This window comes from Mesorhizobium sp. M0676 (assembly GCF_040320535.1).
Lineage (GTDB): Bacteria > Pseudomonadota > Alphaproteobacteria > Rhizobiales > Rhizobiaceae > Mesorhizobium.
Map to the genome: position 1 here is coordinate 252924 of NZ_JAMYPU010000005.1, position 20478 is coordinate 273401.

A 20478-nucleotide genomic window follows, 5' to 3' on the forward strand; every position below is an offset into this window, starting at 1 on the left:
CCACCGGTCATGTAATGCAACAAGGGAGGTAGAACATGTTGCGCAAACTGCTTATCGGAACGGCTCTGGCGACGGCCTTTGCTTTCTCGGCCCATGCCGAGGACGTCAAGGAAGTGCAGATGCTGCATTGGTGGACGTCGGGCGGCGAAGCGGCTGCTCTCAACGTCCTCAAGGGCGACCTTGCCAAGGAAGGCTATGCCTGGAAGGACGTGCCGGTGGCCGGTGGTGGCGGCGACGCCGCCATGACTGCGCTGAAGGCGATGGTCGCGGCCGGCAATTACCCGACCGCGTCGCAGATGCTCGGCTACACCGTGCTCGATTATGCGGCGGCCGGCGTCATGGGCGACCTGACCGAGACGGCGAAGAAGGAAGGCTGGGACAAGTCGGTTCCGGCAGCCCTGCAAAAGTTCTCCGTCTATGATGGCAAGTGGGTCGCTGCTCCAGTCAACGTCCACTCCGTCAACTGGCTGTGGATCAACAAGGCGGTGATGGACAAGATCGGCGGCACCGAGCCAAAGACCTTCGACGACTTCGTCGCCCTGCTCGACAAAGCCAAGGCGGCTGGCGTTATCCCGCTCGCCCTTGGCGGCCAGAACTGGCAGGAAGCCACCATGTTCGACTCGGTCGTGCTGTCGACCGGCGGGCCTGAGTTCTACAAGAAGGCCTTCAACGACCTCGACGACGAGTCCCTCAAGTCCGACACGATGAAGAAGTCGTTCGATAACCTCGCCAAGCTCGTCACCTATGTCGACCCGAACTTCTCGGGCCGCGACTGGAACCTTGCCACCGCCATGGTCATCAAGGGCGATGCCCTGGTGCAGGTGATGGGTGATTGGGCCAAGGGCGAGTTCAACGCCGCCAAGAAAACGCCGGGCACCGACTTCCTGTGCTATCGCTTCCCGGGCACGGAAGGCTCGGTGGTCTACAACTCCGACATGTTCGGCATGTTCAACGTTCCGGACGACCGCAAGGCCGCCCAGGTCGCGTTGGCCACCGCCACCCTGTCGAAGAGCTTCCAGTCGGCCTTCAACGTCGTCAAGGGTTCGGTTCCCGCCCGTACCGACGTTCCCGACACCGACTTCGACGCGTGCGGCAAGAAGGGCATCGCCGACCTGAAGGCTGCCAACGAAGGCGGCACACTGTTCGGCTCGCTTGCCCAGGGCTATGGCGCGCCTCCGGCGGTCGCCAATGCCTACAAGGACGTCGTTTCGAAGTTCGTCCACGGTCAGATCAAGACCTCGGACGAAGCCGTGACCGAACTGGTCAAGGCAATCGACGACGCCAAGTAAGCCCTGGCCAGCAAGACACCTTCCCCGCTTCGGCGGGGAAGGTTCGCCTCAGGATTGGCCGGCTGGCGCAATTCCAGGAAAAGTGTGAGCGGTTTTCCGGCCGGAATTGCGTAAAAGAAAGAGTAGAGAGGTTCGCCGTTTCCGTGAAACGGTGAAACCCTCTTGAACACCATGCCGACCAGAGACCCGTATGCACGGGGCCGCCTTGCCGCCTGACGGCAGGCACGGACGACCCGAACGGGAGGAGCCCTATGAGCAGTGTAGCGACAACCCAGATCAAGCTGACGCCCGAGCGGTCTCGCCCCTCCGTGCGCGCGCGACTGCAGGACGCGCTGCCGAAGATCGTGCTGGCGCCGAGCTTCGCCATCACCATCGTCTTCGTCTATGGCTTCATCCTGTGGACGGTCTATCTGTCCTTCACCAATTCCAAGACTTTTCCGTCCTATGTCATCACCGGACCGCGCGCCTACCTACGGCTATGGGGCTGGACGTTCGACTCCGACCCGCCATCGAGCTGGTACACGTCGATCGTCAATATGGGCATTTTCGGCTTTCTCTACATCGCCATCTGCCTGGCGCTCGGCCTGTTCCTGGCCATCCTGCTCGACCAGAAGATTCGCGGCGAAGGCGTGTTGCGGCCGATCTATCTCTACCCGATGGCGCTGTCCTTCATCGTCACCGGCGTCGCCTGGAAATGGTTCCTCGACCCCGGCCTCGGTCTTGAGCAGACCTTGCATCAGTGGGGCTGGACGAGCTTCCATTTCGACTGGATCAAGAACAAGGATTTCGTCATCTACACGGTGGTCATTGCCGGCGTCTGGCAGGCCTCCGGCTTCATCATGGCGATGTTCCTGGCCGGCCTGCGCGGCATCGACGGCGAGATCATGAAGGCGGCGCAGATCGACGGCGCCACCACCTTCCAGCTCTATCGCCGCATCGTCATTCCGCTGCTGCGGCCAATTTTCCTGTCGGCCTTCATCGTGCTCGCGCACCTTGCCATCAAGTCCTACGATCTGGTGGTGGCGCTGACCAGCGGCGGCCCCGGTGGCTCGGCCTGGCTGCCGTCCAACTTCATGTATGAGTACACGTTCAAGCGCAACGAAATGGCTGTCGGCTCGGCCAGTGCCGTGATCATGCTGATGACCATCGTTGCCATCATCGTGCCTTATCTCTATTCGGAACTCAGGGAGAAGCCGCGATGAGCGCTGTCGCCACCCCTGCCCGCCCCGCGGCTTCCCAAAATGCCTCCGGCGGCATGAGCACCAAGACCCTCAACCGCATCGTCATCTACGGGCTTCTGGCGCTGTTTGCGCTGTTCTATCTGATGCCGCTGTTCGTCATGCTGGTGACCTCGTTCAAGACCATGGACGAGATCCAGAACGGCAACATGCTGGCGTTGCCCACGGCGCCGACCTTCGACCCGTGGCTGAAGGCCTGGGGCGAGACCTGCGTCGGCCTCACCTGCGCCGGCATCAAGGGCTATTTCTGGAACTCGATCAAGATGGTGGTTCCAGCCGTACTGATCTCGACCATGCTCGGCGCGCTCAACGGCTACGTCTTGACCAAATGGCGTTTTCGCGGCGCCACGCTGGTGTTCGGGCTGATGCTGTTTGCCTGCTTCATTCCGTTCCAGTCGGTGCTGCTGCCGATGGCGACCATCCTCGGCAGCCTGGGACGTTTCGGCGTGAAGCTGCAGAATGCGACGGGTACGAGTTTCGGTCTCGGCAATCCGACGGTCAACCTGGTCTTCGTCCATGTCGTCTACGGCATCGGCTTCACTACACTGTTTTTCCGCAACTATTACGAGGCATTCCCGAACGAGCTGATCAAGGCCGCACAGGTCGACGGCGCCTCCTTCTTCCAGATCTTCCGCCGCATCATGCTGCCGAACTCGATGCCGATCTTCGTCGTCACCGTCATCTACCAGTTCACCAACATCTGGAACGACTTCCTGTTCGCTTCGGCTTACGCCGGCACAGGCGACTCCATGCCGATGACGGTGGCGCTCAACAACGTCGTCAACACCTCGACCGGCGTCGTCGAATACAACGTCAACATGGCGGCCGCGATGATCGCGGCTCTGCCCACCCTGATCGTCTATGTCGTCGCCGGCCGCTATTTCGTGCGCGGGCTGATGGCTGGCGCGGTCAAGGGCTGATCAATTCGGAAGGAACGACCATGGCTTTTCTGGAAATTGATGGGCTGAAGAAGCGCTTCGGGAATGTCGAGATCCTGAAGGGCATCGATGTCGAGCTCGAAAAGGGCGGCTTCCTGGTGCTGGTCGGCCCGTCCGGCTGCGGCAAGTCCACCTTGCTCAACACGATTGCCGGCCTGGAGCAGATCACCGAGGGCGAAATCCGCGTCGACGGCCGCGCCATCAACGATCTGCACCCATCCAAGCGCGACATCGCCATGGTTTTCCAAAGCTATGCGCTCTATCCGAACATGACGGTGGCCGGAAACATCTCCTTCGGCATGGAGATGCGCGGCGTGCCGGCCGACGAACGCCAAAAGGCGATCGACAAGGTGGCCAAGGTCCTGCAGATCGGCCACCTCCTGCAGCGCAAGCCGAGCCAGCTTTCCGGCGGCCAGCGCCAGCGCGTCGCCATGGGCCGGGCGCTGGTGCGCGACCCCAAGCTGTTCCTGTTCGACGAGCCTTTGTCCAACCTCGACGCCAAATTGCGCGTTGACATGCGCATCGAGATCAAGCGCCTGCATGCCACCACCGGCACAACCATCGTCTACGTCACCCACGACCAGATCGAGGCGATGACGCTGGCGACCAAGATCGCCGTCATGCGCGACGGCGAAGTACAGCAGTTCGGCACCCCGGCCGAAATCTACAACAATCCGACCAATTTGTTCGTCGCCGACTTCATGGGTTCCCCGGCGATGAACCTGATCCCGGCGACCATTGCTACATCGGGCAATGCGCTGTCCGTCGTGTTGGAGCGCGAGGCGCGCGAGCCCATTACGCTGCCGATGGCCAATGCGCCGGCGGGCCTGTCGGCGTTCCAGGGCAAGCCGATCATCTTCGGCGTGCGCCCGGAAGCGCTGACCGATCCGGAAGGTGCGGAACGCAACGCCTCCAACATTGCCACTGCCGACCTGCACATCGAAGTGGTCGAGCCGGCGGGGTCCGATACTTTCGCGGTGACCAATCTCGGCGGCAAGGGCGTGGTGGCGCGGTTGCGGGCCGACGCCAACATCCAGCCGGGCACCAGCACGCCGCTCGCCTTCAACCTGACCAAGGCCGTGTTCTTCGATCCGGCGACCGAACACCGCATCCGCTGATCGAGATGGTCAGCCCCGATATCGTCATCATCGGCTCCGGTATCGGCGGCGCTACGATCGCCTCCGGTCTGGCGGGCAGCGGTGCCTCGATCCTGATGCTGGAGCGCGGTGAGCCCTTGACGGCAACGCCGCATGCCCGCGACACGCGCTCCATCTTCGTCGACGGCCACTACCGTCCGAAGGAGATGTGGCGTGAGGCCGGCGGTGCGGCCTTCAACCCCGGCAATTACTACTATGTCGGCGGCAATTCGAAATTCTACGGCGCGGTGCTGATCCGCTACCGCAAAGAGGATTTCGCCGCCATGGAGCACTTCGGTGGCGTCTCGCCGGCATGGCCGTTTTCCTACGATGAATTCGAGCCTTGGTATTCGAAAGCCGAGCAGCTGTTTCGCGTCCGCGGCTCGCTCGGCGAGGACCCGACCGAACCGTTCCACTCGGTCCCCTATGCCTTCAAGCCGGTGCCCGACGAGGCGCCGATTGCGCGCGCGCGCGCCGAGTTGAAAGGCCTCGGCCTGCATCCGGCCTCGCTGCCGCTAGCCGTCGACATCGACACCTGGCTGAAAGAGGGCAAGACCGGCTGGGACGCATTCCCCAACACCGCCCAGGGCAAGGTCGATGCGCAGACCGGACCGCTGACGGCTGCACTTAAGGACAGCAATATCCGGCTCGAAACCGGCTGCCATGTCGAATATCTCGAAGCGTCGTCCGACGGCAAAAGCATCGCTGCCGTTCACTACCGTCAGAATGGCGAGCTGAAGAAAGTCGCGCCGAAGCTGGTCATCCTGTCCGCCGGCGCGGTCAATTCCGCCGTCATCCTGCTGCGCTCGCCTTCACCAGATGGCAAAGGCTTCGCCAACCGCTCCGACCAGGTCGGCCGCAATTTCATGAACCATAATTCGAGCGCCATGCTGGCGATCGATCCGCGCCGCAGGAACGACAGCGTCTACCAGAAGACGCTGATGCTGAATGACTACTATCTCTCCGACGGCAAAGGCGGCAAGCCGCTCGGCAACGTCCAGCTGCTCGGCAAGATCGACGGCAACATGTTGAAGGCCAACGTCAAACGCGTGCCGAAATTCGCGCTCGATTACATGGCCGGTCACGCCGTCGACTGGTATCTGATGTGCGAGGATCTACCCGATCCGGAAAGCCGCATCATGGTCGACGGCAAGGACATCGTCATGCAATGGCGGCGCTCCAACATGCAGTCGCTGGACGGGCTGACCAAGCTGATGCGTGAGAACTTCCGCGCCTGCGGTTATCCCATCGTGCTGTCGCGTCCCTTCGACAAGCGCACGCCCTCGCACCAGTGCGGCACGGTGAAAATGGGCGACCATCCGGCGACGTCGCCGCTCGACCCTTTCTGCCGCGCCTTCGACCACCCGAACCTGTTCGTTGTCGACGCCAGTTTTTTGCCGAACTCGGCCGCCGTGAATCCGGCGCTGTCGATTGCGGCACAGGCGCTGCGCGTGGCCGAGCATATTCGCCGAACGGACCTCGCGGCATGACCCGCCCCGCAGCAATCGTCACCGGCGGTGCGCGCGGCATTGGGCTCGCCTGCGCCGAGGCGCTGGCCGGGGACGGCTTCGACATTTTGATCGCCGACCTTGCCGAACAAGCGCCGGACGAACTGGCCGCCAACATCACCGCACGGGGTGCGGAGTTCGCCTATGTCCGTTGTGATATCGCCAACCTCGAGGATCACACGGCCCTCGTCGACGCCGCCATACGTGCCTTCAGCCGCATCGACTGCCTCGTCAACAATGCCGGCATCGGCGCCGTGGTGCGCGGCGATCTGCTGGAGCTGAAGCCCGAGAATTTCGACCGTGCGCTGGACGTCAATTTGCGCGGCACAGTCTTCCTTAGCCAGGCCGTCGCCAAGGCGATGCTGGCGGCTCCCAGCAATCATCCGCGCTCGATCATCACCATCACCTCGGTCAGCGCCGATATGGCCTCGCCGGAACGCGCCGACTACTGCATCTCGAAAGCCGGCCTTTCGATGTGGGTGAAGAACCTGGCGCTACGGCTTGCGCCGGAAAACATCGGCGTGTTCGAACTGCGGCCGGGCATCATTCGCACCGACATGACCGCGAGCGTATCAGCCAAATACGACGCGCTTATCGACAGCGGCCTGGTGCCGGCAAAACGCTGGGGCGAAGCATCGGACATCGGCGCCGTGGTGGCGACGCTTGCCGCCGGCAAGCTCGGCTTTTCCACAGGCTCGATTATCAATGTCGACGGCGCGCTCTCCGTGCATCGACTGTAGGTGGATAGGGTTATGACCGACTACATCATCGTAGGTGCCGGCCCGGCCGGCTGCGTTCTGGCCAACCGGCTGAGCGAGGATCCAGCGAATTCCGTGCTGCTGCTCGAGGCCGGCGGCAAGGACTGGCACCCCTACATCCACATGCCGGCGGGCTTTGCCAAGATGACCAAGGGCATCGCTTCCTGGGGCTGGTCGACTGTGCCGCAGAGGCACATGCAGGACCGCGTCTTCTGGTATACGCAGGCGAAGGTGGTCGGCGGCGGCTCGTCCATCAATGCCCAGATATACACGCGCGGCAACGCTCGCGACTACGACGCATGGGAGAAGGAAGAGGGCCTCGCGGGCTGGGGCTATCGCGACGTGCTGCCCTATTTCAAGCGCGCCGAGAACAACCAGCGCTTCGCCAACGATTTTCACGGCGACCAGGGGCCGCTCGGCGTGTCGAACCCGATTTCGCCGCTGCCGATTTGCGAGGCCTATTTCCGCGCCGGCCAAGAGATGGGCATCCCCTTCAACCCGGATTTCAACGGCGCTAGCCAGGAAGGCGTCGGCTACTACCAGCTGACCCAGAAGGACGCCCGTCGCTCATCCGCTTCGGTCGCCTATTTGAAGCCCATCCGCGCCCGCAAGAACCTGACAGTCCGAACCGATGTGCTGGTCACCCGCATCGTGGTCGAGAAAGGCCGCGCCATCGGCGTCGAGATCGTCGACAAACCCGGCGGCGAGAAGACCATCATGCGCGCCGAGCGCGAAGTGATCGTCTCGTCCGGCGCCATCGGTTCGCCGAAGCTGTTGATGCAGTCGGGCATCGGCCCGGCTGATCACCTGAAATCGGTCGGCGTGGCGCCGGTGCATGATCTGCCCGGTGTCGGCTCCAACATGCAGGACCATCTCGATTTGTTCGTCATCGCCGAATGCACCGGCGACCACACCTATGACAACTACGCCAAGCTGCACCGCACCGCGTGGGCCGGCTTGCAGTATCTGCTGCTGAAGAAAGGGCCGGTCGCCTCCAGCCTGTTCGAGACCGGCGGCTTCTGGTACGCCGATCCGACCGCCGCCTCGCCCGACATCCAGTTCCATCTGGGACTGGGCTCCGGCATCGAGGCCGGCGTCGAGAGGTTGAAGAACCCCGGCGTGACCTTGAACTCGGCCTTCCTGCGCCCGCGCTCGCGCGGCACGGTGCGGCTGAGCAGCGCCGACCCGGCCGACCACCCGCTGATCGATCCCAACTATTGGTCGGACCCTTATGACCGCGCCATGTCCATCAAGGGCCTCAGGCTTGCGCGCGAGATCATGCGGCAGAAGGCGCTTGCGCCTTACGTGTTGCGCGAGGTGCTGCCCGGACCATCGCTCGCCAGCGATGACGAGCTGATCGACTATGCCTGCCGCACCGCCAAGACCGACCATCACCCCGTGGGTACCTGCCGCATGGGCCATGACGATATGGCGGTGGTCACACCGGACCTGCGTCTGCGCGGCATCGAGGGCCTGCGCGTCTGCGATGCCTCGGTGATGCCGCGCGTGCCTTCCTCCAACACCAATGCGCCGACCATCATGGTCGGCGAAAAAGGCGCCGACATCATCCTCGGCCGCGAGCCGCTTCCGCCGGCGGTGTTCTCCAGCAATCGGGCCGCATAGCCACTTAGGAGAACGAACCAATGATCAGACACTGCGTCTTCGTACGCTTCCGCAGCGATGTGCCCGCCACCGAGCGCACGGCAATCCACGCCGATCTCGAAGCACTGCGCTCCGTTGTCGACGGCATGGACACGGTCCATTTCAGCACCAATGTCAGCCCGGAGCCGTTCGCGCGCGGCTTCAGCCATGCCTTCACCATCGACTTCCGCGATGCCGCCGCCCGCGACGCCTATCTCGTGCATGAAGCGCATCAGCGCGCCGGCGCCCGATTGGTCGCAGCGCTCGAAGGCGGCACCGACGGGCTGATGGTGTTCGATCTCGACATTACGAAAAAGTGACCGCGCTTCTTTCGAAAGCCGGCTGACGCCTGTTCTCTTTTGCGCCCCAAGGAACATATCGTTCCCCGGGGGCGTTTAGGAGGAACGTCGTGGCTCTCACCGCGCAGCAGAAGAAAACCGTCCTTGCCTCCTTCCTCGGCTGGACGCTCGACGCTTTCGATTTCTTCCTTCTGACGTTCCTGCTCACCGATATCGCAACCGAATTCAACACTGACGTTCCGGCAGTCTCCAAAGCGTTGTTCCTGACGCTGGCGACACGCTTCATCGGCGCCTTCTTCTTCGGCAGGCTGGCCGACAAATATGGCCGCAAGCCCATTCTGATGCTCAACATCGTCAGCTATTCGGTGATCGGCGCGCTGGCTGCCTTCTCGCCCAATCTCGGCATTTTCCTCGCGCTGCGCGCTCTGTTCGGCATCGCCATGGGCGGCGAATGGGGGCTGGGCAGTTCGCTCGCCATGGAGTCCATTCCGCCCAGTGCCCGCGGCATGGTCTCGGGCATCCTGCAATGCGGCTATCCCACCGGCTACCTTCTGGCGGCCGTGGTTTACGGCGTGCTCTACCAGCAGACGATCGGTGGTTACACGATCGGCTGGCGCGCCATGTTCCTGCTCTCCTTCCTGCCGGCACTGATCGTGCTCTTCATCCGCTCGCATGTGCCGGAATCGCCGGCCTTCGTCGAGGCGCAGAAGTCCGTCAGAACTGGCCTTCTTGAAACGCTGCGGAAGCACTGGGGCGTCGCCGTCTATGCGGTCGTGCTGATGATGTTCTTCAATTTCTTCAGCCACGGCACGCAGGACCTCTACCCGACCTTCCTCAAGAAGCAGCATGGCTTCGACCCGCACACGGTGAGTTGGATCACCATCGTCGCTAATATCGGCGCCATCGTCGGCGGGTTGGCGTTCGGCGCACTGTCGGAGAAGATCGGCCGCGTCAACGCGATAACGCTCGCCTGCCTGATTGCCTTGCCCTCGATTCCGCTCTGGGCCTTCAGCTCGACACCGTTCATGCTGGCCATCGGCGCCTTCGTCATGCAGGTCGCGGTGCAGGGCGCCTGGGGCGTCATCCCGGTGCATCTTAACGAGCTGTCGCCCGGCGCCGTGCGGGCAACCTTGCCCGGCTTCATCTACCAGGCCGGCAATCTCGCGGCGTCCTATGGCGGTCCCTACCAGGCCGGCATCGCCGAGGCGTCTGGAGGCAGCTATGGCTACGCGCTGGCGCTGTTTGCCGGCGTGGTCGCCGTCTGCATCATCCTCGTCATCCGCTTCAGTCCGGAACGGCGCGGACAGGTGATGACGGTGCTCGGCTGAAGTATCAGGCTCTCAGCCCAGTCTGAGGGCCACGACACCGGCGACGATGCTGAGCGCGGCGGCGCCGCGCCAGCCTGTCATCTTCTCGCCGAGCGCGAAAACCGAGATCATCATGGCAAACAGGATCGACGTCTCGCGCAACGACGCCACCGAGGCGATCGGCGCCTTAGTCATCGCCCACATGACGATCCAGTAGGCCGCGCCGCTGAGCACGCCGGTGAACAGGCCGGCTTTCCAGTCACGCGCCAGCACGGGCAGCGCCTTGGGCCCGCGAAAGATGAGGCACAGCACCAGCGCCCACGTGGCATCGCAGATGAACAGCCATGCGGCATAGCTCGTTGCCGTTGCGGCCAGCCGCGCGCCGCTGCCGTCGGAGAGCGTATAGCTGGATATGAAGATCGAAGTGCCGAGCGCAAAGCCGACCGCCCGCACATTGATCCGCTCCAGATGCGCGCCGCCGCGAAACGACATCACCAGCGTGCCGGCCGACAGCAGCAGGATGCCGAGGATGGCGAACGGCGCCGGCATCTCCTGCACCACGACAACGCCGCCGAGCGCGGTCAAAAGCGGCGCCGTGCCGCGCGCCAGCGGATAGGTCTGGGCGAAATCGCCGGCCTTGTAGGCGCCGATCAGGAAGGTCCGGTAGCCCATGTGAAAGAGCACCGAGGCGATGATGAAAGGCCACACTTCGGCCTTCGGAAACTCGACGAAGGGCAGCACGAACAGTGCGGCAAACCCCATGCCCAGTGTCATCAGCGTGATCGACAGGAAGCGATCGAGATGGACCTTGACCAGCGCGTTCCAGATCGCGTGCATGGCGGCGGCGGCAAGCACCGCGAAGAAGACGAAAAGCGTCATCGAGGGCTCACCGATCTCCCGAGCTCAAAGGCGTTTCGAGATCGATATCGATCCGGACCGGAAAATGGTCTGAAGCGATCTCGCCTATATCGGCACTGACCGAGCGCACACGGTCCACGAACATACCGCCGACGAAGCAATGGTCGAGCCGGCGTTTTGCCAATTTCCCGTCGATCGTTTTCACATGGGTGTGGTAATCGGCAGCCGGCTCGCTAGCGACGGCAGCGGCATCAACAAAGCCGTCGAGATAGGCCGCCCCGCGATGATAGGGCGTGCTGCCGACGATGCGGCTGTATTCGGCGCTGCCAGGCTCCATGTTGAAATCGCCCATCCAGATCGCCGCCGTCGGGTTCTCCGGCTCGGCCTCGCCGCTGGTCCAGTTGCGCGAAGGCTCATCGTCCGCGCCGCTCCACGGGCCGCCCTCGGACGGCGCGCGGCGATGCTCGGCCAAGAGATAGTCGATCTGCTCCAGACGCTCCTCCGCCGCGATATGGGCGAGATGCAGCGACAGGACCCTTACCGGTCCGGCCGGCGTGCGGATCATGCATTCGAGCGCGGCGTTGCGCGTGTTGAGCGGCCGCAGCGTGCGGCGCATGGGCAGCGCGTGCAGCCGCGACCAGGCGATCGGCAGCTTCGACAGCAGCATGGTGCCGAACTGGCGGCGGCGGTTGACGACCCGGCCGTCGCGCTGCTCACTGGCGTCCATGTCGAAGGCCGGGCCATAGACCCAGTAATAGCTAGGCAGCAGCTTGGACAGGACCTCCGGCTGGTCGTCCTCATTGGTGCGCTGCCAATGCCGCTCGACCTCCTGCAGCGCGATGATATCGGCGCCGTCGACCAGCTTGGTGCAGCGCGAAAGATCGTAACGGCCATCGCCGCCGAACCCGTACTGGATGTTGTAGCTGACCAGCTTCATTGCTTATCCGGCTCAATTTCGCTTTGGCAGTAGCGGTTCGGCAGACGGGTTGCAATGTACCGGCACGACGGCGGAACTGGGCCAGCGTCTATGATGTGGTCAGCGGCTGGAACCGGCCCGCCGGCGATGCCGCCAGTTCGGCCCAGTCGATCTCTTCCTCCAGCCGGTGGTAGGCTTCGTCGCCGATCGTGCCGTTGCTGCGCAACTCCTCGAGCGTATCGCGCTGGCGGTTGATGGCATAGAGGCGCAGCCGGTCGTATTCGGTCGCGGCCTGAGCGTCCTCCGGGTTTTCCGCAATCAGGCGCTGCGCTTCATACTGTTCGCGCACGACGGCGGCGGCCGCAGATGTCTTGCGGCTCAGCACGTCCAGTGCTGCCTGCATGATGGCGACGCGCGCCTGCGCCACCTCATTGTCGACGGTTCTATCGGGGTCGAAGTTGATCCAGCGCAGCAGCGGCTTCAGCGTCATGCCTTGCAGCACCAGCGTGCCCAGCACCACCGCGAAGGCGGCAAGCACGATCGGGTCGCGGCCGGGAAAATCGGCCGGCAGCGCAATGGCCACCACCAGCGTCACCAACCCACGCATGCCGCACCAGCCGACAATGACGGCGCCGCCGAACGTCGGCAATTCCCGCCTTGCCTCTTGGCTGCCGAAGCGGGCAAGCCACCGGATGATCGCGACGTAACTCGCCACCCAGACAAGGCGCGCGACGATAACGACGACCAGCACCGTTGCGGCGAAAAGGAATGCTTCGCCTTGCCCGTCGCCGGCCAGCCTGCCAACGATCGTGCGTGCCTGCAGGCCCATCAGCACGAAAGCCAGCACGTTGAGCACGAACACCGCCGACTCCCAGACCGAATAGGTGCTGACGCGGCGTCTCGCCGACGACTGGCGCGGCGCCCTGCGCGCAATGGTCATGGCATAGACGACGATGGTGATGATGGCGGAAAGGCCGAGCCTGTCGGCGATGATCCACACGGCGAAGGTTCCGGCAAACTGCACCACCGTGCTGCTCGCCGCATCCTCGATGCGGCCGAGCGCCAGCAGCGAGACGCGGCCAAACAGATAGCCCGCGATCACACTGCCGATCGTTGCCAGCAGGATCACCGGAACGGCGTTGCTGAGCATGATCGTGCCAAGCGCGGCCGAAACCGCCAGCCGGTAGATCAGCAGCGCCGTGGCATCGTTGAGCAGGCTCTCGCCCTGCAGGATGGCGGTGATGCGGTGCGGTACCTTGAACTGGCTGAGCACGGCGGATGCGGCCACCGCATCCGGTGGCGCGACGATGGCGCCAAGCGCGATTGCCGCCGCGATCGGCAGGCCGGCCATCTTCCAGCCGACCAAGGCAACCACCACGGTGGTGAAGACCACGGCGCCCAGCGCGAGCAACGCGAGCGACAGCCGGTAGCGCTTGAGGTCGCGCAGCGACGTGTCATAGGCGGCGTCGAGAAGCACCGGCGCGATGAACAGGGCAAGCGCCAGCTCCGGATCGATCTCGATCGTCGGCGCACCGGGTACGAAGGCAATCGCGACGCCGGCCAGAGCCAGCAGGGACGGATAGGGAATTTCCAGCCGCCGCGACAGCGCCGTCAGCGCGACGGCAGCCAGAAGCAGGATGAGGGTAAGTTCGAATAGCGCCATGGCCCATCGTAGCGGCGAAGCGGCATCATGGGCAGTGGCTGGATGGCAAGATGCTGTTGATTATCCAGCACTCGGGGTCCGGCAATGATACGGCCGTTCATCGCGCCAGCTCGAATCGACCGCCTCGGTCGCGCCAAAATGCTGCTTGCTAGTGCAGCACCAGCATATCGCTTGATGAGAATGATATGTCGGCCTTCTCGCCGACAGCCGGCGGTGGCGTTGCCGGGCTGTTGAAGGTGTCGAGCGACACCGTGTTGCCGCCGATGCCGACGCGAACGCGAATGACCGAGCCGAGGAAGTGCACTTCAGAGATTTCGCCCGACAGGCTTGAATCGCGACCGGGCTGGCGTCCGAGCGAGATCGCCTCAGGACGCAGCGCCAGCGACAGCGTGTCGCCCGACTTCGAGCCGTTGAGCTTGCCCTTGAGCGAGACTTCCTGCGTGTTGACTTGCACCGTGCCGGCCGCGGCGTCAGTGACCTTGCCTTCGAGCACGTTCAGCGTGCCGACGAAATTGGCGACGAACTTGGTCGCCGGCCGGTTGTAGATCTCGAACGGCGTGCCGACTTGCTCGGCCTTGCCGCCATACATCACCGCGATGCGGTCGGAGATCGACAGCGCCTCTTCCTGGTCATGGGTGACGAAGATGGTGGTGATGCCGAGCTTCTTCTGGATCGAGCGGATTTCCTCGCGCAACGACACACGTACTTTGGCATCGAGCGCCGACAGCGGCTCGTCGAGAAGAAGCAGCTTCGGCTTCGGCGCAATGGCACGCGCCAGCGCGATACGCTGCTGCTGGCCGCCCGAGAGCTGATAGGGATAGCGGTCTGCCATCTGCGGCAGCTTGATGATATCGAGCATCTCCGCGACCCGGGCATCGATCTCTGCCCTTGCCATCCCGGCGACCTTCAGGCCGAAGCCGATATTCTGCGCCACGGTCAGGTTCGGGAACAGCGCATAAGCCTGGAACACCATACCGACATTGCGCTGGTTGGGCTTCAGCCGCGTAATGTCCTTGCCGCCAACCACGATCTTGCCGGCGCTTGGCTCTTCGAAACCGGCGACCATGCGAAGCACGGTGGTTTTGCCACAACCGGACGGGCCGAGGAACGAGACGAATTCACCGCGCTCGACGTCGAGATTGAAGTCCTCCACGACCGTGGTGGCGCCGAAGGATTTTCGAACGTGCTGGATGGAGAGGAATGAGTCGGCCATGGCGTGGTTCTCTCGATCAATTTGGGCGGTTCGCCGATTTCGGCGCGAAGCGGGACAGGATCTGGATCAGCGACATGCAACCCCAGGTGATTGCGAATGCTATCACCGCAAGGGCGGCCGGTTCATAGGCGCGGTTGGCGCCGATGTTCTGCAGATACGGGCCGAAAGCCGGACGGCTGAGCAGACTGGCCATTGTAAACTCGCCGATGACGATTGCGAAGGTCAGGAATGCGCCGGACAGCACCGCGATCAGCACATTGGGCAGGATCACGCGGGTGATGATCGTGCCCCAGCCGGCGCCGAGGATTTGAGCGGCTTCGGTCAGCGTGCGCACATCGATGGTGCGCAGCCCAGTATCGACGGCGCGATACATGTAAGGCAAAGACAGCGTCGTATAGCCAATGACAAGCAACGCGTTCGCACCCCAACTGCTTGCCAGGAACGGCAATGACGAGTTCGAGCCGTACATCCTGATATAGCCGAAGACGATGACGATTGCCGGAATGACCAGCGGCAAAAGGGTGATGAATTCGACGATTGGCCTGAGCTGCGGCAGACGCAGCCGGATCCAGTACGCCGCCGGCACCACGATCAGCACTCCCAGAACAATGGTGCAGACCGCCGCGATGACTGAAAACAGGAAGGTTGACTGGAAGCGCGCGTCGCCCAGTACAACCTGATAGGCGTCGAAGGAGTGGACGCCGCGCCGCATGCGCAGCGAGAACTCGACCGTCGCCATCAGCGGAATGAAGAAATAGGCGGCCCCGACAACAAAGACGACCCAGGCCCAGAACTTACCCGATTTCATTTGAGCCACCTTTCGGAGCGAGTCCGAAACCAGATGTAGAAGACATTCGCCAGCCCGGTGATGACGATCATGCCGAAGGCGATGGCATAAGCAAGCTGCGGGTTGTGCAACACGTCGCCATTCATCTGCGAATAGAGCTTGATCGGGACGATGTTGAGCGTCGGGCCGGCAAACGCATAGGCCGTAGCGATGGCGCCGAAGGCGTTGGCGAACAAAAGAATGACGGTGCCGAGGAAGCTCGGCCATATCACGGGAATGACCACTATGCGCCAGTACTGGGCCTGCGTGGCACCAAGCGTGGCCGCGGCCTCGCCCCACTCCTTCTTCAAGCCGTCGATGGCCGGCACGATGATGACCACCATCAGCGGTATCTGGAAGAACAGATAGACCGCGATCAGGCCCGTCGTGGTGAGAAAATTGAAGCCCATCGCGTAAATGTTGATGTTGAGCACGTCACGCAGAAGCGTCGTGACGATACCGACACGGCCGAGCGTAGCCAGGAAGGCGAAGGCGAGCGGCAAGCCGGCGAAATTCGAGGCGACGCCCGAAAAGGTCAGGGTGGCGGAGCGCGTCCAGCTTGGAAGTCCGCCGCGCACGATCGCGATCGCTATTGCGAGCCCGGCAAACGCCCCGATGATGGCCGACCAGAAACTGATCTTGATCGAAGACCAGTAGGAATTGCTGATCGACGGATCGGTGACCAACTGCAGGATATTGTCGAGCGTGAACCCGCCTTCACCGTTCCGGAAGGCGCCCAACACGAGATAGAGCGTGGGCAGGATCAAGAACATCAGGGCAAAGATAAAGAAAGGCGCCACGCCGATCCATTGCGTCGGCAAGCGGAAGGCGGTCGCCTCCTTCGGTGACACCGGCTTGGTGGCAAATGCCTGATTGGAAAGCGAGAGATCGGTCATGCGCCGGCTACCGTCTTCTGGAGAGGGCCGGGCGGCCTCGCGGCCGCCCGGTTGGCTTCAAGTCTTACTTGACGTTGGCGCCGACAGTGGCGTCCCAGTTCTTGCTGACGACTTCCTTGGCTTTGCCCTGCTCGTCGAGCGTCGGGAACACTGCCGAGGCATAGGATTCCGCCGGCGGCAACTTGGCCATCACGTCCGCCGGGAGCTTGCCGTTCTTGGCAAGATCGTTGAAGCGGATCGGATGGCAATAGCCCTTCAGCCAGCCGATCTGGCCTTCGTCGGAGTAGAGATACTCCAACCAGAGCTTGGCGGCATTCGGATGCGGCGCATAGGCACTGATCGCCTGCACGTAGACACCGGCGACGACGCCGGTCTTCGGCACGATGACGTCGACGGGCGGGTTGCCCTTCAGCGTGTCGCGGCCTGCGAGCGCGTTGTAGTCCCAGGTGATCAGGATCGGGGTCTGGCCCTGAGCAAGTGTCGCGGCTTTGCCGACGACGGGAACGAAATTGCCAGCGGCGTTGAGCTTCTTGAAGAAGTCGAGGCCAGCGGTGCCAGCGGCTTCACCAGCGGCGGCGCCCGTCGACAGGCCAGCGGCATAGACGCCCTGGATTGCCTGGTTCGACGTGCGCGGATCGCCGGCAAGGGCTACCGAGTTGGCAAATTCCGGCTTCAGCAGGTCGGCCCAATCGGCCGGTGCTTCCTTGACCAAGTCCTTGTTCACTTCGAAAGCGAGCACGCCGTAATAGTCGCCGGTCCAGAAACCGTCGGCATCCTTGGCGCTGTCAGGAATCGAGTCCCAGGTCGACACCTTGTAAGCCTGGATCAGGCCATCTTTCTTGGCGGTCGGGCCGAAGGACAGGCCAACGTCGATGACGTCGGGCGCCTGCGGGCCCTTGTTGTCCTTGTTGGCCTTGATCGCCTCGACCTCGTCGCCGGAGCCGGCATCGGGGTTGAGTTCGTTGATGGTGATCTCAGGATACTTTGCCTTGAAGCCGTCGATGACGGCGCCGTAGCCGCACCAGTCATGCGGCAGCGCGATGGTCGTGAGCTGGCCTTCCTTCTTCGCAGCGGCAACCAGTTCATCCATGGACTGGGCCGACGAGATAGCAGAGGTCGCCATGAGGGCGACGGCCGAAAGGGAAAGCACTTTCCCTGTGAACTTGAACATGTGTTCTCTCCGTTGAACTGGCGTCCTGGACGCCTGCGATGCGGTATCGGTTTCATATGACAGCCAGATGAAAGCTTTTTGAAACTGGCCCCCGGCGGTACGAAAAGTTAACTCTTTTTAACCGGCTGTAGCAATTAGCCTCGACTTAATTTCCCGGCTAATGGTTTATTGCCTTACTTTTTGCCCCTTGCCCTTCCTTTCCCTTCGTTTTTAGATCACGTCCGGCGCAGAAACCGCCTCAGACAGTGCCGGCGATAGTGTTCTCGAGCAGCGTCAGCGCCGCCTTTTTGGTCAGCCTGACCGGGTTGCCGCCGGCGGTCGGATCGACCACCGCCATGTCGGCGATCAGCCCTTTGCGCTTCTTGTCCATGTCGAGCCCCTTGATCAGATCGGGCAGCGCATGCGGCACCTTCAATTCCTTGCGCAGCTTGATGATCGCTTTGGCAAAGCCGTCGAAGCCACCCTTGATGCCGCAATAGGCAGCGAGCCGGGCAATCCGCTCCTCGATGGAGTCGCGATTGAAGGCCAAGACATAGGGCATGAACACCGCATTCGTCATGCCGTGATGGGTGTCGTAGAGCGCGCCGATCGGATGCGACAGCGAGTGGATGGCGCCAAGACCCTTCTGGAAGGCGGCAGCACCCATGGCGGCCGCACTCATCATGTGGGCGCGCGCGACAAGGTCCTTGCCGTTGGCGTAGGCCTTGGGCAGGTTCTCGAACACCAGGCGCACACCTTCCACCGCAATGCCGTCGGCCATCGGGTGATAGCCCGGCGCGCAATAGGCTTCGAGGCAGTGCGCCAGCGCATCCATGCCGGTGCCGGCGGTGATGAAGCCGGGCATGCCGACCGACAGTTCCGGATCGGCAATGACGATTGCCGGCAAAAGCTTCGGATGGAAGATCACCTTCTTAGTGTGCGTCGCCTCATTGGTGATGACGCCGGCACGCCCGACTTCCGAGCCTGTGCCGGCAGTGGTCGGCACGGCTATGATCGGCGCGATGGCATCCGAATTGGCGCGCGTCCACCAGTCGCCGACATCCTCAAAGTCCCAGATCGGCCGCGTCTGGCCAGCCTGGAACGCGATCAGCTTGCCGAGATCGAGCGCTGAACCGCCGCCGAAAGCGATGACGCCGTCATGCTTGCCCTTCTTGAACACGGCGATCCCGGCGGTGAGGTTGGAATCGACCGGGTTCGGCTTCACCTCGGAGAACACGCCATAGGATACCTTGGCGTTGTCGAGGATTTTCAGCGTCGAAGCGACGACCGGCAGTTTCGCCAACCCCGGATCGGTGACGAATAGCGGCCGCTTAATGCCGGTGGCAGCGAGCACCTCAGGCAGTTCCTTGATGCGCCCGGCGCCGAAGCGGACGGTGGTCGGGTAGTTCCATTTGGAGATCAGCTTGGACATGTCTTGTCTTTCAAAAAATCAGATGGCTTCGCGCAGATGGAAGGATTTCGGCCGGGTCAGATTGTCGTAGCCGAGCGCCGAAAGGGCGACGCCTTTGCCGGTGTCCTTGACGCCGGTCCAGACCAGCGCCGGATCGAGGTAGTCGCAGCGGTTCATGAACACGGTGCCGGTCTCGACGCGGTCGCCGATCGCCACCGCATGCTCGATATCGTCGGTCCAGATCGAAGCGGTCAGCCCGTAGGGGCTGTCGTTCATCAGCGCGATCGCCTCCTCGTCGTTGCGCACCTTCATGATGCCGACGATCGGGCCAAAACTTTCCTCGCGCATGACGCTCATCTGGTGGTCGACGCCGGTCAGCACTTCCGGCGCCAGATAGGGCGAGCCGGCCTTGTCGTTAGCCACCTTCATATTGATGTGTGCGATTGCACCCTTGCGCAGCGCCTCGGCCTTCTGCTCGCGGATCAGGTCGGCAAAGCGCGCCTGCGCCATCGGCCCCATTGTCGTCGCCTGTTCCAGCGGATTGCCGACGACATAATTCTTCGTCTCGGCGGTGAAACCTTCGACGAACTGGTCGTAGACCTTCTCATGCACATAGACGCGCTCGATGCCGCAGCAGCACTGGCCGGAATTGTAGAAGGCGCCGTCGACCAGATTGGCCACCGCATGGTCGAGCTTGGCGTCGGGCAGCACATAGGCCGGATCCTTGCCGCCGAGTTCGAGGCCGAGCGTCATGAAGGTGCCGGCCGCCGCCTTCTCGATGGCGCGGCCGCCGCCGACCGAACCGGTGAAATTGACATGGTCGATCTTGCCCGAGCCGAGCAGCTTCTCAGTCTGGGCATGGTTCAGCACGACATTCTGGAACACGCCCTTGGGCAGCCCAACCTTGTCGAACGCCTGCTGGAACCGTTCGCCGACCAGCAGCGTCTGCGCCGCATGTTTGAGGATAACGGTATTGCCGGCCATCAGTGCCGGCACGATGGTGTTGACGGCGGTCAGATAGGGATAGTTCCACGGCGCGATCACCATGACGACGCCGAGCGGATCCTTCTTCACATAGCGTCGGAAGCCGTCCTTCGGGTTGGATGCCGGCACGGATTTCAGCGCGGCTTCAGCGATCTCGACCATGTAATTGGTGCGTTCCCTGACGCCGCCGAACTCGCCGCCATAGCGCACCGGTCGCCCCATCTGCCAGGCGATCTCCGGCACGATCTCGTCGGTCATCGCGACCAGCGTTTCGAGCATCGCCAGCATAAATTTGCCGCGCTCGACGATCGGCGTCAGCGCCCACTTCTCCTGCGCCGCCTTGGCGCGCTCGACCGCGGCATTGATCGCCTGGTCGGTCGCGATCGGCCGCTCGGCGTAAATCGAACCATCGATGGGCGATTTGAGTTTTACGGTTTCCAAAGGATA

Annotated in this window: 18 protein-coding genes; 9 read left to right on the forward strand and 9 right to left on the reverse strand. The window is 62.8% G+C overall.

Features of this window, described 5'->3' with window-relative positions; all coding sequences use genetic code 11:
* Positions 1 to 35: 35 nt before the first annotated feature.
* The 9 genes from NKI35_RS07970 to NKI35_RS08010 all read left to right on the forward strand — a co-directional run bounded on the left by NKI35_RS07970 (position 36) and on the right by NKI35_RS08010 (position 10135).
* On the forward strand, positions 36 to 1289 hold the full coding sequence (locus NKI35_RS07970) for an ABC transporter substrate-binding protein (RefSeq protein WP_027049809.1): 1254 nt from the start codon (positions 36 to 38) through the stop codon (positions 1287 to 1289).
* A gap of 251 nt (positions 1290 to 1540) precedes the next feature.
* Positions 1541 to 2491 (forward strand): carbohydrate ABC transporter permease, encoded by a 951-nt coding sequence (locus tag NKI35_RS07975; RefSeq protein ID WP_023671182.1) that lies wholly within the window; start codon positions 1541 to 1543, stop codon positions 2489 to 2491.
* On the forward strand, positions 2488 to 3447 hold the full coding sequence (locus NKI35_RS07980) for a carbohydrate ABC transporter permease (RefSeq protein ID WP_023691831.1): 960 nt from the start codon (positions 2488 to 2490) through the stop codon (positions 3445 to 3447). The genes NKI35_RS07975 and NKI35_RS07980 overlap by 4 nt, the downstream gene beginning before the upstream one ends.
* Before the next feature lie 20 nt (positions 3448 to 3467).
* Positions 3468 to 4583, forward strand: coding sequence for an ABC transporter ATP-binding protein (locus NKI35_RS07985; RefSeq protein WP_023671180.1), 1116 nt, complete (start codon positions 3468 to 3470; stop codon positions 4581 to 4583).
* Positions 4584 to 4588: 5 nt separating this feature from the next.
* Entirely contained in the window at positions 4589 to 6091 is a 1503-nt protein-coding gene (locus tag NKI35_RS07990) for a GMC oxidoreductase (protein WP_352739396.1), read from the forward strand.
* On the forward strand, positions 6088 to 6849 hold the full coding sequence (locus NKI35_RS07995) for a 3-ketoacyl-ACP reductase (RefSeq protein ID WP_352739398.1): 762 nt from the start codon (positions 6088 to 6090) through the stop codon (positions 6847 to 6849). The genes NKI35_RS07990 and NKI35_RS07995 overlap by 4 nt, the downstream gene beginning before the upstream one ends.
* A 12-nt stretch (positions 6850 to 6861) precedes the next feature.
* Positions 6862 to 8490, forward strand: coding sequence for a GMC family oxidoreductase (locus tag NKI35_RS08000; RefSeq protein WP_352739400.1), 1629 nt, complete (start codon positions 6862 to 6864; stop codon positions 8488 to 8490).
* A 20-nt stretch (positions 8491 to 8510) separates the two neighbouring features.
* A complete protein-coding gene (locus NKI35_RS08005) occupies positions 8511 to 8828 on the forward strand; it encodes a Dabb family protein (RefSeq protein ID WP_023683219.1) in 318 nt (105 codons plus the stop codon).
* A gap of 89 nt (positions 8829 to 8917) precedes the next feature.
* Positions 8918 to 10135, forward strand: a complete 1218-nt coding sequence (locus tag NKI35_RS08010) for an MFS transporter (protein ID WP_352739402.1) — start codon at positions 8918 to 8920, stop codon at positions 10133 to 10135.
* 12 nt (positions 10136 to 10147) lie between these two features.
* Here the strand turns inward: NKI35_RS08010 and NKI35_RS08015 are convergent, their stop codons facing one another.
* The 9 genes from NKI35_RS08015 to NKI35_RS08055 form a co-directional block, all read right to left on the reverse strand.
* Positions 10148 to 10993, reverse strand: coding sequence for an EamA family transporter (locus NKI35_RS08015; protein WP_027049805.1), 846 nt, complete (start codon positions 10991 to 10993; stop codon positions 10148 to 10150).
* 7 nt (positions 10994 to 11000) lie between these two features.
* Positions 11001 to 11909 carry an endonuclease/exonuclease/phosphatase family protein gene (locus NKI35_RS08020; RefSeq protein ID WP_352739404.1) on the reverse strand — a complete coding sequence of 303 codons (909 nt, stop codon included), beginning with the start codon at positions 11907 to 11909 and terminating at the stop codon, positions 11001 to 11003.
* A gap of 88 nt (positions 11910 to 11997) precedes the next feature.
* Entirely contained in the window at positions 11998 to 13551 is a 1554-nt protein-coding gene (locus NKI35_RS08025; RefSeq protein ID WP_023704038.1) for a cation:proton antiporter, read from the reverse strand.
* Positions 13552 to 13699: 148 nt separating this feature from the next.
* Positions 13700 to 14764: an ABC transporter ATP-binding protein gene (locus tag NKI35_RS08030; protein ID WP_352739406.1), complete on the reverse strand. Its 1065-nt coding sequence runs from the start codon at positions 14762 to 14764 to the stop codon at positions 13700 to 13702.
* 16 nt (positions 14765 to 14780) lie between these two features.
* The gene (locus NKI35_RS08035; RefSeq protein ID WP_352739408.1) at positions 14781 to 15572 is read right to left on the reverse strand and encodes an ABC transporter permease; all 792 of its coding nucleotides are present in this window, start codon (positions 15570 to 15572) and stop codon (positions 14781 to 14783) included.
* On the reverse strand, positions 15569 to 16486 hold the full coding sequence (locus tag NKI35_RS08040) for an ABC transporter permease (RefSeq protein ID WP_502897128.1): 918 nt from the start codon (positions 16484 to 16486) through the stop codon (positions 15569 to 15571). Before NKI35_RS08040 ends, NKI35_RS08035 begins: the two co-directional genes overlap by 4 nt.
* Before the next feature lie 64 nt (positions 16487 to 16550).
* Complete coding sequence (locus NKI35_RS08045; RefSeq protein WP_352739410.1) at positions 16551 to 17657, reverse strand: ABC transporter substrate-binding protein; 1107 nt, start codon at positions 17655 to 17657, stop codon at positions 16551 to 16553.
* Between the two features lie 238 nt (positions 17658 to 17895).
* Complete coding sequence (locus NKI35_RS08050) at positions 17896 to 19068, reverse strand: iron-containing alcohol dehydrogenase (protein WP_352739412.1); 1173 nt, start codon at positions 19066 to 19068, stop codon at positions 17896 to 17898.
* An 18-nt stretch (positions 19069 to 19086) separates the two neighbouring features.
* A complete protein-coding gene (locus NKI35_RS08055; RefSeq protein ID WP_352739414.1) occupies positions 19087 to 20472 on the reverse strand; it encodes an aldehyde dehydrogenase family protein in 1386 nt (461 codons plus the stop codon).
* Positions 20473 to 20478: the final 6 nt, after the last annotated feature.

Excerpts from the sequence above, each read along its gene's own strand:
- NKI35_RS07970 (WP_027049809.1), top strand. The coding sequence starts at position 36 with ATGTTGCGCAAACTGCTTATCGGAACGGCTCTGGCGACGGCCTTTGCT.
- NKI35_RS07975 (WP_023671182.1), top strand. The coding sequence starts at position 1,541 with ATGAGCAGTGTAGCGACAACCCAGATCAAGCTGACGCCCGAGCGGTCT.
- NKI35_RS07980 (WP_023691831.1), top strand. The coding sequence starts at position 2,488 with ATGAGCGCTGTCGCCACCCCTGCCCGCCCCGCGGCTTCCCAAAATGCC.
- NKI35_RS07985 (WP_023671180.1), top strand. The coding sequence starts at position 3,468 with ATGGCTTTTCTGGAAATTGATGGGCTGAAGAAGCGCTTCGGGAATGTC.
- NKI35_RS07990 (WP_352739396.1), top strand. The coding sequence starts at position 4,589 with ATGGTCAGCCCCGATATCGTCATCATCGGCTCCGGTATCGGCGGCGCT.
- NKI35_RS07995 (WP_352739398.1), top strand. The coding sequence starts at position 6,088 with ATGACCCGCCCCGCAGCAATCGTCACCGGCGGTGCGCGCGGCATTGGG.
- NKI35_RS08000 (WP_352739400.1), top strand. The coding sequence starts at position 6,862 with ATGACCGACTACATCATCGTAGGTGCCGGCCCGGCCGGCTGCGTTCTG.
- NKI35_RS08005 (WP_023683219.1), top strand. The coding sequence starts at position 8,511 with ATGATCAGACACTGCGTCTTCGTACGCTTCCGCAGCGATGTGCCCGCC.
- NKI35_RS08015 (WP_027049805.1), bottom strand. The coding sequence starts at position 10,993 with ATGACGCTTTTCGTCTTCTTCGCGGTGCTTGCCGCCGCCGCCATGCAC.
- NKI35_RS08020 (WP_352739404.1), bottom strand. The coding sequence starts at position 11,909 with ATGAAGCTGGTCAGCTACAACATCCAGTACGGGTTCGGCGGCGATGGC.
- NKI35_RS08025 (WP_023704038.1), bottom strand. The coding sequence starts at position 13,551 with ATGGCGCTATTCGAACTTACCCTCATCCTGCTTCTGGCTGCCGTCGCG.
- NKI35_RS08030 (WP_352739406.1), bottom strand. The coding sequence starts at position 14,764 with ATGGCCGACTCATTCCTCTCCATCCAGCACGTTCGAAAATCCTTCGGC.
- NKI35_RS08035 (WP_352739408.1), bottom strand. The coding sequence starts at position 15,572 with ATGAAATCGGGTAAGTTCTGGGCCTGGGTCGTCTTTGTTGTCGGGGCC.
- NKI35_RS08040 (WP_502897128.1), bottom strand. The coding sequence starts at position 16,486 with ATGACCGATCTCTCGCTTTCCAATCAGGCATTTGCCACCAAGCCGGTG.
- NKI35_RS08045 (WP_352739410.1), bottom strand. The coding sequence starts at position 17,657 with ATGTTCAAGTTCACAGGGAAAGTGCTTTCCCTTTCGGCCGTCGCCCTC.
- NKI35_RS08050 (WP_352739412.1), bottom strand. The coding sequence starts at position 19,068 with ATGTCCAAGCTGATCTCCAAATGGAACTACCCGACCACCGTCCGCTTC.